This window comes from Sphingomonas antarctica (assembly GCF_965137005.1).
In the GTDB taxonomy this organism is placed as follows: Bacteria; Pseudomonadota; Alphaproteobacteria; order Sphingomonadales; family Sphingomonadaceae; genus Sphingomonas_O; species Sphingomonas_O antarctica.
The window spans coordinates 122,655-135,443 of sequence record NZ_CBCRXM010000004.1; the positions used below are offsets into that span (position 1 = coordinate 122,655).

At 63.3% G+C, this 12,789-nt stretch carries 14 protein-coding genes; 11 read left to right on the forward strand and 3 right to left on the reverse strand.

The features are described 5' to 3' along the window. Positions 1 to 6 precede the first annotated feature (6 nt). From def to ACM9ME_RS06070, 8 genes are all read left to right on the forward strand, one after another. Entirely contained in the window at positions 7 to 531 is a 525-nt protein-coding gene (gene def, locus ACM9ME_RS06035) for a peptide deformylase (RefSeq protein ID WP_415642536.1), read from the forward strand. Positions 532 to 533: 2 nt separating this feature from the next. Continuing rightward, positions 534 to 914: a VanZ family protein gene (locus tag ACM9ME_RS06040; protein WP_415642537.1), complete on the forward strand. Its 381-nt coding sequence runs from the start codon at positions 534 to 536 to the stop codon at positions 912 to 914. Between the two features lie 99 nt (positions 915 to 1,013). Further along, a complete protein-coding gene (locus ACM9ME_RS06045) occupies positions 1,014 to 2,393 on the forward strand; it encodes a DNA recombination protein RmuC (protein WP_415642702.1) in 1,380 nt (459 codons plus the stop codon). A gap of 35 nt (positions 2,394 to 2,428) precedes the next feature. Continuing rightward, positions 2,429 to 4,387 (forward strand): excinuclease ABC subunit UvrC, encoded by a 1,959-nt coding sequence (uvrC, locus tag ACM9ME_RS06050; protein WP_415642538.1) that lies wholly within the window; start codon positions 2,429 to 2,431, stop codon positions 4,385 to 4,387. Continuing rightward, positions 4,387 to 4,992: a DNA repair protein RecO gene (gene recO / locus ACM9ME_RS06055; RefSeq protein WP_415642539.1), complete on the forward strand. Its 606-nt coding sequence runs from the start codon at positions 4,387 to 4,389 to the stop codon at positions 4,990 to 4,992. Before uvrC ends, recO begins: the two co-directional genes overlap by 1 nt. Further along, on the forward strand, positions 4,989 to 6,197 hold the full coding sequence (locus tag ACM9ME_RS06060) for a trans-sulfuration enzyme family protein (RefSeq protein ID WP_415642540.1): 1,209 nt from the start codon (positions 4,989 to 4,991) through the stop codon (positions 6,195 to 6,197). Before recO ends, ACM9ME_RS06060 begins: the two co-directional genes overlap by 4 nt. 14 nt (positions 6,198 to 6,211) lie before the next feature. Then, entirely contained in the window at positions 6,212 to 6,610 is a 399-nt protein-coding gene (gene apaG, locus ACM9ME_RS06065; protein ID WP_415642703.1) for a Co2+/Mg2+ efflux protein ApaG, read from the forward strand. A gap of 10 nt (positions 6,611 to 6,620) precedes the next feature. After that, positions 6,621 to 7,364, forward strand: a complete 744-nt coding sequence (locus tag ACM9ME_RS06070; protein WP_415642541.1) for a LysR family transcriptional regulator — start codon at positions 6,621 to 6,623, stop codon at positions 7,362 to 7,364. Positions 7,365 to 7,394: 30 nt separating this feature from the next. Here ACM9ME_RS06070 and ACM9ME_RS06075 read toward each other — a convergent pair whose 3' ends face one another. Further along, positions 7,395 to 7,808 carry a hypothetical protein gene (locus ACM9ME_RS06075; RefSeq protein ID WP_415642542.1) on the reverse strand — a complete coding sequence of 138 codons (414 nt, stop codon included), beginning with the start codon at positions 7,806 to 7,808 and terminating at the stop codon, positions 7,395 to 7,397. Beyond that, entirely contained in the window at positions 7,801 to 9,798 is a 1,998-nt protein-coding gene (gene parE / locus ACM9ME_RS06080) for a DNA topoisomerase IV subunit B (protein ID WP_415642543.1), read from the reverse strand. The genes ACM9ME_RS06075 and parE overlap by 8 nt, the downstream gene beginning before the upstream one ends. 134 nt (positions 9,799 to 9,932) lie before the next feature. Between parE and ACM9ME_RS06085 the strand changes: the two genes are divergently transcribed. Then, positions 9,933 to 10,757, forward strand: coding sequence for an outer membrane protein (locus ACM9ME_RS06085; protein ID WP_415642544.1), 825 nt, complete (start codon positions 9,933 to 9,935; stop codon positions 10,755 to 10,757). 73 nt (positions 10,758 to 10,830) lie between these two features. Here the strand turns inward: ACM9ME_RS06085 and ACM9ME_RS06090 are convergent, their stop codons facing one another. Further along, positions 10,831 to 11,337, reverse strand: a complete 507-nt coding sequence (locus ACM9ME_RS06090; RefSeq protein ID WP_415642545.1) for a GcrA family cell cycle regulator — start codon at positions 11,335 to 11,337, stop codon at positions 10,831 to 10,833. Between the two features lie 43 nt (positions 11,338 to 11,380). Between ACM9ME_RS06090 and ACM9ME_RS06095 the strand changes: the two genes are divergently transcribed. After that, positions 11,381 to 12,211, forward strand: a complete 831-nt coding sequence (locus tag ACM9ME_RS06095; RefSeq protein WP_415642546.1) for an ABC transporter permease — start codon at positions 11,381 to 11,383, stop codon at positions 12,209 to 12,211. Between the two features lie 80 nt (positions 12,212 to 12,291). Beyond that, entirely contained in the window at positions 12,292 to 12,741 is a 450-nt protein-coding gene (locus ACM9ME_RS06100; protein ID WP_415642547.1) for a hypothetical protein, read from the forward strand. Positions 12,742 to 12,789: the final 48 nt, after the last annotated feature.

A 12,789-nucleotide genomic window follows, 5' to 3' on the forward strand; every position in this document is an offset into this window, starting at 1 on the left:
GGGTCGATGGCCATACGCCCCATTCTCGAAGCACCCGACCCGCGGCTGCGCGTGATTTCCAAGCCCGTCGAGGCCATCGACGATGGCGTCCGCACGCTGGTCGCCGACATGTTCGAAACGATGTACGACGCGCCGGGCATCGGCCTCGCCGCGGTTCAGGTCGGCGTGCCACAGCGCATCCTGGTGATCGACTTGCAGGAAGAGGATAACGAAGAGGGCAAGCCGATCCGCGACCCGCGCGTGTTCATCAACCCCGAAATCCTCGAACCCGCCGAAGACCGCAACATCTATAACGAAGGTTGCCTCTCGGTCCCCGACCAATATGCCGAGGTCGATCGCCCGGCGTCGTGCCGCGCGCGCTGGATGGATCTGGACGGCAAACAGCATGACGAGCGGATCGAGGGCATGCTGGCGACGTGTTTGCAGCACGAGATGGATCACCTCGAGGGAATCCTGTTCATCGATCACCTCAGCCGCCTGAAACGTGGGATGATTCTTAAAAAACTCGACAAGCTGCGCCGCGCCGCCTGACCATGCTCAATAGACTATTGGCGAATGCGCACGTCACACGCGCGTTTCGCGTCCTCTTCGTCGCTGCGATGGTGCTGGCCGTTGTGCTCGCGCTGTTACCGGCGGTGGACGACCCGTTCGCCAACCTTTGGGACAAGCTGAAGCATGCACTGACGTTTGGCGTGCTCGTTGGCCTCGCGGCGTTTGGCTGGCGGCAGACGCCGCTTCTGCGCATCGGCGAGCGTCTGTCGTTCCTCGGCGCGTTGATCGAAGTGTTCCAGTCGATCCCCGCACTGCATCGCGATTGCGACCCGAAGGACTGGCTCGCCGACACGCTGGCGATCGCGGTGGCGCTGATCATCATCAAGGCGACGGGACTGCGCGACGACCGCCCTCAGATTTAGCTTTCCTACCGCGGCAAGTTCATGGCATGTTCCCCTCGGTCATGAGGCGGGTTCACACCGCGCAATGGCACGTGTGAATCGCGTGAATCGAGCAGGGGCATAAAGTTGGAATTGATCGTCATCGGCATTGTCGCGTTGCTGGCCGGACTGGCGATCGGCTGGCTGCTCGGCGGTCGCGGAACGTCGGCAGTGCGCGCCGAACATGCCGCAAGCGTGGCCCAGGGTGAAATGCTGCGCGCCCTGCGCGAAACGCTGGAGGCCGAGCGCGACAATGCAGTCGGCGAGTGCGGCTCGCTAAGGATTAAAATTGCCGATCTGACCGCGCGCAGCGAGGAACAGGCGGCGGCGCAGGCGCGCTTGCTCGCCGAATTGAAGGACGTCCGCGAGTCACTTCCGATCCAATTCAAGGCGATCGCCCAGACCACGCTCGACGCCGCGCAGACCAAATTCCTCGAACGCGCCGACGAACGCTTCAAGCAATCCGAGGAAACCACCAAACTCGGCGTCACCGCGCTGATCCGTCCGGTGCAGGACACGCTCAAGCGCTACGAAGAATCGGTCACCAAGGTCGAGGCCGAACGGCGCGATGCCTTTGGCGTCCTGCAGGGGCAGATCGAAGCGATGCGTACCGGCACCGAACGCGTCTCGGCCGAGGCCGCGAACCTCGTCAACGCGTTGCGCAATGCCCCCAAGGCGCGGGGACGCTGGGGCGAGCAGCAGTTGAAGAACGTCCTCGAAAGCTGCGGCCTCGCCGAACATACCGACTTCAAGACCGAAGTCAGTGTCGAGCATGACGGCGGACGCCTGCGCCCCGACGCGGTGGTCAACATTCCTGGAGGCAAGGCGTTGGTGATCGACGCCAAGGTGTCGCTCAACGCCTATCAGGATGCGTTCAACGCGGTCGACGACGACGCGCGCAAGCTCGGTCTTGCCGCGCACGCGACCTCGATGCGCAACCACGTCAACGCATTGGGCAACAAGGCCTATTGGAACCAGTTCGAGGACGCACCCGATTACGTCATCATGTTCGTCCCCGGCGAACATTTCCTGTCCGCGGCGTTGGAGCACGATCCGGGCCTATGGGATTTTGCCTTCGAGCGGCGCGTGCTTCTCGCGACCCCGACCAACCTCGTCGCCATCGCGCGCACCGTCGCCGCGGTGTGGCGGCAGGAAAAACTGGCCAAGGAAGCGCGCCAGATCGGTTTGCTCGGCAAGGAACTGTACGAGCGGCTGTCGGTGGTCGGCGAACATCTTGCCAGCACCGGGACGCATCTCAATCGCGCGGTCGGCTCGTTCAACAAGGCGACGAATTCCTACAACACGCGGTTGTTGTCGACGGGCAAGCGGTTTCGCGATCTCAACGTCGATACGGGCGGCCGCGACCTCGACGACCTGTCGGGAGTCGAAGCGCTCGCGAGCCATGTCGCCGTCGATAACGTCATCGCGCTGCCCGAGCCCAAGGATGTCGCTGCGGGTTGATTGGCGTTTGCCCGCACAACTCCTAAATCGAAGCTATGGCGCGAACTCCGGCCGGACGTCCTGATACCCCACGCGGTGAAACGCGCTTTCTCGAGGAGAAGGCGACGTTCGCCGTGCGTGGGTCGGACCAGCCCAATCTCGACGCGGGGGTGGCGGCGATCCGTAACGTGTTGCGGACGCTCCCCGCCAAGCCCGGCGTCTATCGCATGACCGACGCGCGTGGTGACGTGCTTTATGTCGGCAAGGCGCGCACGCTGAAGAACCGCGTTTCGAACTATACCCAGGTCGCGCGCCTGTCGAAGCGGCTGCAACGCATGGTTGCGCAGACTCGGGGCATGACCATCGTCACGACGAACAACGAGGCCGAGGCGCTGTTGCTCGAAGCGCAGCTGATCAAGCGCTTCCGTCCCGCCTACAACGTCCTGCTGCGCGACGACAAAAGCTTCCCGTTCATCCTGATCCGCGCCGATCACAAATATCCGCGCATCCAGAAGCATCGCGGCGCGCGGCGCGCCAAGGGCGACTATTACGGACCCTTCGCCAGCGCAGGTTCGGTTAACACCACGCTTAACGCACTGCAGAAGTTGTTCCTCTTAAGAAGCTGTACCGACAGCTTTTTTGCTAATCGCGACCGGCCATGCCTGCTGTATCAAATCAAGCGTTGTTCGGCGCCGTGCGTCGACCGCATCGACCCGACTGGCTATGCCGAACTGGTCGGCGATGCGAAGGATTTCCTCGCGGGCAAGGCGACCAGCGTCCAGACAAAGATCCAAAGTGCGATGGGCGAAGCTGCCGAGGCCATGGACTTCGAACGCGCGGCGATGCTGCGCGACCGTCTCCGCGCGCTGACCTTCATTCAGGGTAGCCAGTTCATCAATGCCGAGGGCGTGGGCGATGCGGACATCTTTGCGCTCGCCTGCAAATCGGGTGTCCATTGCGTCCAGGCCTTTTTCATCCGCGGCGGGCAGAATTGGGGACATCGTGCGGTATTCCCGGCGCATACCGGCGACATTTCCGAGGAAGACGTGCTCGCCGCGACGATGCTGCAATTCTACGAGGAAGTGCCGCCGCCGCGCACGATCCTGACCGACCGCGAACTGCCTGAACAGGCGTTGATCGAGGAGGCCTTGAGCGAGAAAGCCGGGCGCAAGGTCGCCATCGCCCAGCCGGTGCGCGGCGACCGCGTCCGCCTGGTCAAACAGGCGATCCGCAATGCCGAAGAAGCGCTCGACCGGCGCGCCGCGGAAAGCTCGACCCAGGCCAAGCTGCTGCGCGACGTCGCCGAATTGTTCGAGCTCGACGCTCCGCCGGCGCGGATCGAAGTGTACGACAACAGCCACATCATGGGCACCAATATGGTCGGCGCGATGATCGTCGGCGGGCCCGAGGGCTTCGTGAAGGGCCAGTATCGCAAGTTCAACATCAAGCGCCCCGAGACCATCGCCGGCGACGATTTCGGAATGATGCGCGAAGTCCTCGAACGCCGCTTCGCCCGCGCGATCGAGGAAGATCCGGATCGCGAACGCGGCGTGTGGCCCGATCTGCTGCTGATCGACGGCGGCAAGGGACAGGTCTCGGCGGTGCGGCAGGTGCTCGAATCGATGGGCGTCGAGGAAGTCGCGATCGTCGGCGTCGCTAAGGGGCCGGACCGCAATGCCGGGCGCGAGGTGTTTCACTTGTCCGATGGGCGCGAAATCAAGCTGCCGATGAACCATCCGGTGCTGTTCTTCCTCCAGCGGTTGCGCGACGAGGCGCATCGCTTCGCCATCGGCACGCACCGCGCCAAGCGCGCCAAGGCGCTGGTGACGTCGAGTCTCGACGAAGTGCCCGGCATCGGGCCCGCGCGGAAACGCGCGCTGCTGATGCATTTCGGCACCGCGCGCGCGGTCAAGGCGGCGAGTCTGGAGGATCTGCGGACCGCGCCGGGGGTCAGCGATGCCGTGGCCGGCCTTGTCTACGACCATTTCCACGCCGACGCCGCCGTGGCGCAATAATGCTGATCCGCGCCGACGCGATCGTCTGCGCGGTGCGGACGCATGGCGAAACGGGGACGATCGTCCGCGTGATGACGCGCGAACACGGGCTGGTCGCCGGATATGTGCGCGGCGGACGCTCGCGGCGGCTGAGGCCGGTGCTGATGCCCGCGAATCGCGTCGTCGTCGAACTGCGCGCGCGGGTAGAGACGCAACTGCCGGCGATGACCGCCGAACTGGTCGAGAGCCGGGCAGGGTTGCTCGCCGAACCCTTGCCCGCCGCGGCGATCGAATGGGTTACGGTGTTGGCGGCGACCGCGTTGCCCGAGGCTCACCCCTATCCGCTGTTGTACGACGCGTTGGATGCGATGATTGCCGCAATTGCCGCATCGCCGGCGGCGCGCAACTGGGCGGGTACGCTGATGCACTATGAGCGTGGGGTGCTCGATGCGCTGGGCTATGGTGCGGAGAGCGCAGCCGAAGGACTGTTCGCGGCCCTCGCGGAAAATCAGCGTCGATTGCAACACGATCTGCTCACCGGACGCGCAACACAAGTGCTCGATGCGCGCGAACGGCTCGTCGAGCGGTTGCGGCGCGCGCTGCTGCCTCATAGGGCGGAGACATGAAACGGCGCAGCGGCCAAGACCGGTCGATCACCCAGCATTGGCGGCCCGCAACTCTCGCGGTGCGCGGCGGGACTGCGCGCAGCGAGTGGGGCGAGACGTCCGAACCGTTGATCCTGTCGTCGGGCTTCACATACGACAAGGCTGCCGATGCCGCCGCGCGGTTTGCGGGCGAGCAGCGGGGCATGACCTATTCGCGGTTGCAAAACCCGACGGTCGAGATGCTCGAAGAACGCATCGCGCTGATGGAGGGCGCCGAAGCCTGCCGCGTTCAGGCCAGCGGCATGGCGGCGATGACCGCGTCTTTGCTTTGTCAGTTGCAGACTGGTGACCACGTCGTCGCCGGGCGTGCGGCATTCGGATCGTGCCGCTGGCTGACCGACACGTTGCTGCCCAAATTCGGCATCGCGACGACGATCATCGACGCACGCGACAATGATGCGTGGGTCGATGCGATCCGGCCCGAAACCAAGGTGTTCTTCTTCGAAACCCCCGCCAACCCGACGATGGACGTGGTCGATCTGCGCTTCGTCTGCGGGCTGGCGCGCGAGCGGGGGATTACCAGCGTCGTCGATAATGCTTTTGCGACCGCCGCGCTTCAACGCCCGCTGGAATTCGGCGCGGATGTCGTGGCCTATTCGGCGACCAAGATGATGGACGGACAGGGGCGCGTCCTTGCCGGCGCAGTCTGTGGAACGAAGGCGTTCATCGACGACGTGCTGCTGCCGTTTCAGCGCAATACGGGGCCGAACCTGTCGCCGTTCAATGCCTGGGTGGTGTTGAAGGGGCTCGAGACACTCGACCTGCGCATCCGGCGGCAGTCGGAAAATGCGCTCAAAGTCGGGAAGTTCATCGAAGGCCGCGTGCCGCGCGTGCTGTTCCCCGGCCTGCCCAGTCACCCGCAGCACAATCTGGCGATGAGCCAGATGGATATGGCGGGGTGCATTTTCGCGCTCAACGTCGACGGCGGGCGGAGTCAGGCGCATGCGATCCTCGACGCGCTCGAACTGGTCGACATCAGCAACAATATCGGTGATTCGCGCAGCTTGATGACGCACCCGGCATCGACGACTCATAGCGGGCTGAGCGAGGAGGTGCGGCTGCAAATGGGCATCGACGAGGGCATGTTGCGGATCAGCATCGGGCTGGAAGACCCGCAGGATGTGATCGACGATCTCGATCAGGCATTGCGGGCGGCAGGCCTGTGACGGTGCCCAATATCATGAACGCGCTGTTCCCCTATGCCGCCACGACCAGGGACATCACCGTCCGCGTATCGGTGAGCTTTCTCCCCGAACAATCCACGCCCGACCGGGGTCAATGGTTCTGGGCCTATCACATTCGCGTCGAGAACGGCGGGGCAATGGCGGCGCAATTAATGACCCGCCGCTGGGACATTGCCGACGGACGCGGCGCGCACCACACGGTCGAGGGCGACGGCGTGATCGGTGAGCAACCGGTCATCGCGCCGGGCGAATCCTATGATTACGTCTCGGGCTGTCCGTTGGCGACGCCGACGGGATCGATGCAGGGCAGTTACCGCATGGTCGGCGAGGACGGATCGAGCTTCGACGTCGTCATCCCCAAATTCGCGCTGACCGCACCGGTGACGGCGGGTTGAGCGTGAAACCATGAAACGTACGCACCTCCCGCTCAACGGACTGCGCGTGTTCGACGCTGCCGCGCGGCATTTGTCGTTTACCCGCGCGGCGGACGAGCTGGCGGTGACGCCCGCAGCGGTCGGGCAACAGATTCGCGCGCTTGAGGACACGCTGGGCCTCGTGCTGTTTCGCCGTACGCCCAAGGGGCTCGAACTGACTCCGGAGGGAGAAGCGGGGCTGGTCGAACTGCGCAAGGGGTTTCTTAATTTCGAGGAAGCGGTTCGCGCGATGCAGGCGGGGCAATCGTCGCAATCGCTGACCATCGCCGCGCCGCGTGATCTGACCGCGCGCTGGTTAGCACCGCGGCTGGCAGCGTATCGCCAGGATAATCCTGATCTGCGCCTGCATCTGATTGCCAGCGAAAACGGGCTCGATTTCACCGAAGCCAATCTCGACCTCGCCATCTGCTGGGCCGACGGGCCGGGCGAGCATGAGGGCATGCCCATCGGCCCGCGCGGTTTCGCCACCGTGGGCAAGGGCGCGGCGATCGCCTGGCGTGACGGGCCGGAAGTCGAAGGCGCGACGCTGACCGTGGCTGACGCCGGCCTCGCCTTCGACGCCGCGCTTGCAGGGCTGGGCCAAGCCCTCATCCCCGCCCTGATCGCCGCCGCCGAACCGACCAGCGAAGACCCGCGCGGCTATTGGCTCGTAGCCCCACTGCCCCAATGGCGACAGAAGAAGGTCAGGGCGTTGGTGGGAGCACTATCTATCTAAGGCCGACGTTCGATGTGGCGGTGCTAACCTCTAATGTCCTGCTTTGCCCACTTCGGGGTGAACAGCATCCGCGAGTTTTTCAGCGATTACCGGGGCACCATTCGCGATACCGCTCACGTAAAATATGACTACAGCTGCGGACAGTAGGAATATAACTCTCCCTCGCACAGTGAATAAGGCCGCCCGATGCGCGTTCATAATACTGGCAATTCGTAGCGGAATAGCCAAGCTAAGAACTGAGATGCAGCCGATGAGGGCAAAGACCATCAGATGAATCTCAAATAGCGGCCGGATTCTGGCCGCATACGTGACGACCGACAAAAGCACAGCAATGGCCGTAATTTTGTAGACGAGATCTACGACTTCGATGGCTGCCTTCGTCCAGGCCTCAAGTTTGTAATAGAGGTCGAGCTCCCGCTCATTTGGCTCATCTGCTTCACGCATCGATCGTCTCACCATCCACGCGCGCCGCATTCTCTTGAATGAAATTGAAGCGGTGTTCGGGGTGCTTGCCCATCAGGCGCTCCACCAGATCGCGCACGCCCGCGCGGTCTTCATATTCCTGCGGCAGCGTGACGCGGATCAGCGTGCGGGTTTTCGGGTCCATCGTCGTTTCGCGCAATTGGCCGGGGTTCATTTCGCCTAGGCCCTTGAATCGTGATACCTCGACATTGCGGCCTTTGAACGCGCCGCGCTTGATCTCTTCCAGTTGCGCATCGTCGCGCGCGTAGAGCGATTTGGCCCCGGCGGTGATGCGATAGAGCGGCGGCTGGGCGAGATAGACATGCCCGCGCCGGACGATCTCGGGCATTTCCTGAAAGAACAAAGTCATCAGCAACGTGGCGATATGCGCGCCATCGACGTCGGCGTCGGTCATGATGATCACGCGTTCGTAACGCAGCGCGTCGGCATCGCACCGGTCGCGCGTGCCGCAACCGAGCGCGAGCGTCAGGTCGGCGATTTCGCTATTGGCCTTGATCTTGTCGAGCGTGGCGCTGGCGACGTTGAGGATCTTCCCGCGGATCGGCAGGATCGCCTGCACCTTACGGTCGCGCGCCTGTTTGGCACTGCCGCCGGCGCTGTCGCCTTCGACGATGAACAGCTCTGTGCCCTTAGGGTCATTCGCCGAGCAATCGGTCAGTTTCCCCGGCAGGCGTAGCTTGCGCGCCGACGTCGCCGTCTTGCGTTTGATCTCACGCTCGGCCCGGCGGGCGAGGCGCTCGTCCATCCGGTCGGTGGCATAGGCCAGCAGCGCGCGGCCGCGATCCATATTGTCGGTCAGGAAATGGTCGAAATGGTCGCGCACCCCATTTTCGACCAGCCGTGCGGCTTCGGGTGAGGTCAGGCGGTCCTTGGTCTGCGACTGGAATTGCGGATCGCGGATGAACACGCTGAGCATCAGCTCGGCGGGCGCCATGACGTCTTCGGGCTGAAGATCCGCCGCTTTCTTCTGGCTGACCAGCGCGCCGAATGCGCGCAGTCCCTTGACCAATGCCGCGCGCAGGCCCGCTTCGTGCGTGCCGCCGTCGGGCGTCGGGATGGTGTTGCAATACCAGCTGAAGCTGCCGTCGGACCAAAGTGGCCACGCCACCGCCCATTCGACGCGACCCTGTTGTTCGCCGGGGAAATCCTGGCTGCCGGTAAAGAATTCGGCGGTGGCGCATTCGCGGCCCGCGACCTGTTCGCGCAGATGATCGGCGAGACCGCCCGGAAACTGGAAAACGGCTTCGGCGGGGACCGAGCTGTCGCTCGATCCATCCGAAATCAGCGCGGGGTCGCACTTCCAGCGGATTTCCACACCCGCAAACAGATATGCCTTGGACCGCGCCAAACGGTACAGCCGCGCGGGCTTGAAGCTCAGTTCGCCGAAAATCTCCTCGTCGGGCGTGAACGCGACGCTGGTGCCGCGACGATTCTGCGTCGGCCCCAGCTTTTCGAGCGCGCCCAGGGTTTGCCCGCGCGAAAATCGCTGACGAAACAGTTCCTTGTTGCGCGCCACTTCGACCACCGTGTCGCTCGACAGGGCATTGACCACGCTGACACCAACACCGTGCAGGCCGCCGCTGGTGGCATAGGCCTTGCCGTCGAACTTTCCGCCCGAATGGAGCGTCGACATGATCACTTCGAGCGCGGATTTCTCCAGAAATTTGGGGTGCGGATCGACCGGAATGCCGCGGCCATTGTCGATGACCGTCAGGCGGTTGCCCGCGTCCAGCGTCACCTCGATCCGCGACGCATGCCCCGCTACGGCTTCGTCCATCGCATTGTCGAGCACTTCGGCGGCAAGGTGGTGCAGCGCGCGTTCGTCGGTCCCGCCGATATACATGCCCGGTCGGCGCCGAACGGGTTCGAGCCCCTCCAGCACCTCGATCGAGGATGCATCGTAATCACCGGAACCCGCGCTCCCCGGCGCAGCGTCGAACAAATCGCTCATGCCTTCCTTTGCGATGCGCGAGTCCTCGCGGCAAGCGGGTGACATAATTGCCACAGCACGCGCGGGATCCGCGGGATGATGCATCCGAAGGGTGGGGCGCTTCGTTTCTAGTTCCGGAAAACACGGAGATTATAATGCGTAATTTGATTCTCGCCGGGGCTGCGGCAATGGCGATTGCCGCCCCGGCCTTCGCCCAGGATAGTGAAGCGCGTGGCGGCTATGACGGCTTCTACGTCGGCGGATCCTTCGGCGGTGCGGTTCAGCCGAACGACGGCGGCTCTATTCTGCTGTTCAGCCGTAACGGCACGACCTTCAGCAACGGCATCCCGACGGCGGCTGGTGCCAACGCCTTCTCCCCGGGTTTCTGCAATGGTTCGGCAACCAGCACCGGAAACAATGCTTGCCGCAACGACAAGGATGGCATCGAGTACAAAGCGCGTATCGGTGGTGACACCATGTTCGGCAAGCATATCGTCGTCGGCTTTGTTGGTGATTTAGGCAAAACGCGAATTAGCGATTCGACGTCCGGGTTCAGCACGACACCAGCGAGTTACACGCTGACACGCAGCTTGAAATACGACGCGGGTGCGCGTGGCCGGGTCGGGTTCACGCCCAACGGCACGACCTTGTTCTACGGCACCGGCGGTGTTGCTTACGGCAAGCTGCGCAACAATTTCACGACGTCGAACACGGCCAACACATTCGTGACGAACGGCAGTCACGACGCCTGGGGTTATAGCGCGGGCGGCGGTGTCGAACAGCGCATTGGCGCTTTTTCGATCGGCCTTGAATATCTCTACACCAGCCTGCGTGACAACGACACGCGCGTTGCGGTGGGTGCAGGTACCGCCCCGGCAACCAACCCGTTCATCTTGAACGGCGGCGGGACGACGATCGCGCGCAGCGATCCGAACTTTCGCTGGCACTCGATGCGCGTGACAGCCGCGTTCCGCTTCTAGCATCGATTGAGACAAAAAAGGGGGAGGGCGCGTGAGCGTCCTCCCCCTTTTTTTGTTCGGCGAACGCCAAGCCTTATCGCACGCGTGGCCCACCGAACGGCAAAGGCGGTGGCATGCGGCGGTCGCGGCGCGGCATTTGCGCCTGATATGCTTGCCCGCAATGTTGCACGCAATACGGGAAGCCGGGGTTCACCGTGTCGCCGCAGAAGTGAAAATCCGGTTCGCCCGGATGACCGACAGGCCATTTGCAGACCTTGTCGCTGAGTTCGAGCAATGTCGTCTTGCCGGCGATCTCCGGCGAAGGCCGCGCGGGCACCAATCGCCGGGGCGGCGCGGGCTGCGACGGCGGCGCCGGGACGGCAGCGGGCGGCGCAGCCTGTTTGACGGCGGGCACAGCGGCCGGACTTTCGGTCTCCTTCGCGGTCACCGGCGACGGGCGCGATTGCAGGCCCAGGCGGTGCGCCTTGCCGATCACCGCGTTACGGCTGACGCCGCCCAGCTCCTCGGCGATCACGCTGGCGGTCTTGCCGCCTTCCCACATGGTCTTGAGCTTATCGATCCGCTCGTCGGTCCAGGCCATCGTAATCCTTGCTCGCTCGTGGCTCCGACCCTAATCGCATGGCATGAACGACAGCACCGCGATCCGGCACGAGCCGGGCGAGCCGATCATCCGCAACGTGAATTGGGGCGGTTTGAAGACGCTCTATGTGAAGGAGGTGCGCCGCTTTTTCAAGGTTCAGCTCCAGACGGTGTGGGCGCCGGCGGTGACGACGCTGCTGTTTCTGGTGATTTTCACCGTCGCGACGGGTGGGCGTACGCCGGTAACGGTCGGCGGACAGCAGGTTGCTTTCGCCGATTTCATCGCCCCCGGGCTGATCGTCATGGGCATGATGCAGAACGCCTTTGCCAATTCCAGCTTCTCTCTGCTCGTCGGCAAGATTCAGGGGACGATCGTCGATTACCTGATGCCGCCGCTGTCCAGCGGCGAACTCCTCGCCGCGATGGTCGGCGGCGCCGTGACTCGCGCACTGATGGTCGGCATGGCGATCTACCTCGCCATGTTGTTCTGGCCCGGCGTGCACATCGGTATCGCGCATCTGGGCGCGGTGTTGTGGTTCGGCCTGCTCGGCTCGGCGATGCTCGCGTTGATGGGCGTGCTGACGTCGATCTGGGCGGAAAAATTCGATCATGCTGCGACGATCAGCAATTTCGTCATCGCACCCGCGTCGTTGCTGTCGGGCACGTTCTACGCGATCGACAAGCTGCATCCGGCGTTCCAAATCTTCAGCCGCTTGAACCCGTTTCACTACGTCATTTCCGGCTTTCGCTACGGGTTTATCGGCGTTGCGGATTCGCCCGTGATGATCGGCGGCGCGGTCATTCTGGCGATCGATATCGTCCTTGCCATCCTGTGCTACGTCCTATTGCGGACGGGGTGGAAGCTTAAGAACTGAACCCGCGATAACAAGCGCGTTCAGCCATCGCGCAAGTCAAATCGCCTAGCAGCGAAGCATCGAACCAATAGGAGGTACCGATGCGTAAGTTTCTTGTTCCGATCATCGCGCTGGCGAGTATTGCCGCCGCGGCCCCTGCCACCGCTCAATATTGGGGCGGGAATCAGGGCCAGGGCTATAGCCAATATAATGGTGGTGGCATCGACCAGCGTATCCGAGCCGTGTCGTTCCAGATCGACCGATTGTCGCAACGTGGCGCGCTGAATTATTCCGAACAGCGCTCACTGCGTCGCGAGCTTGGCTATGTCTCAAAGCGCGCGCAGCGATATCGCTGGGACGATTATCGTTCGGGCTATGACCGCGGCGAGCAGCGCGAGCTGTGGAACCGGCTAGCCCGGCTTGAACAGCGCGTTCGTTATGAGGCGCGCGATGGCGACCGTCGCTATGACCGCAATGGCTATAACGATCGCGATCGCGACGGCGTGCCGAACCAGTATGACCGGTACGACAACGATCCATATCGTCGTTAAATTGACCTGAAGCCCGCCGTTCCATTATAAACGGTGCATAGAGGCGGC

Excerpts from the sequence above, each read along its gene's own strand:
- def (WP_415642536.1), top strand. The coding sequence starts at position 7 with ATGGCCATACGCCCCATTCTCGAAGCACCCGACCCGCGGCTGCGCGTG.
- ACM9ME_RS06040 (WP_415642537.1), top strand. The coding sequence starts at position 534 with ATGCTCAATAGACTATTGGCGAATGCGCACGTCACACGCGCGTTTCGC.
- uvrC (WP_415642538.1), top strand. The coding sequence starts at position 2,429 with ATGGCGCGAACTCCGGCCGGACGTCCTGATACCCCACGCGGTGAAACG.
- recO (WP_415642539.1), top strand. The coding sequence starts at position 4,387 with ATGCTGATCCGCGCCGACGCGATCGTCTGCGCGGTGCGGACGCATGGC.
- ACM9ME_RS06060 (WP_415642540.1), top strand. The coding sequence starts at position 4,989 with ATGAAACGGCGCAGCGGCCAAGACCGGTCGATCACCCAGCATTGGCGG.
- apaG (WP_415642703.1), top strand. The coding sequence starts at position 6,212 with ATGAACGCGCTGTTCCCCTATGCCGCCACGACCAGGGACATCACCGTC.
- ACM9ME_RS06070 (WP_415642541.1), top strand. The coding sequence starts at position 6,621 with ATGAAACGTACGCACCTCCCGCTCAACGGACTGCGCGTGTTCGACGCT.
- ACM9ME_RS06075 (WP_415642542.1), bottom strand. The coding sequence starts at position 7,808 with ATGCGTGAAGCAGATGAGCCAAATGAGCGGGAGCTCGACCTCTATTAC.
- parE (WP_415642543.1), bottom strand. The coding sequence starts at position 9,798 with ATGAGCGATTTGTTCGACGCTGCGCCGGGGAGCGCGGGTTCCGGTGAT.
- ACM9ME_RS06085 (WP_415642544.1), top strand. The coding sequence starts at position 9,933 with ATGCGTAATTTGATTCTCGCCGGGGCTGCGGCAATGGCGATTGCCGCC.
- ACM9ME_RS06090 (WP_415642545.1), bottom strand. The coding sequence starts at position 11,337 with ATGGCCTGGACCGACGAGCGGATCGATAAGCTCAAGACCATGTGGGAA.
- ACM9ME_RS06095 (WP_415642546.1), top strand. The coding sequence starts at position 11,381 with ATGAACGACAGCACCGCGATCCGGCACGAGCCGGGCGAGCCGATCATC.
- ACM9ME_RS06100 (WP_415642547.1), top strand. The coding sequence starts at position 12,292 with ATGCGTAAGTTTCTTGTTCCGATCATCGCGCTGGCGAGTATTGCCGCC.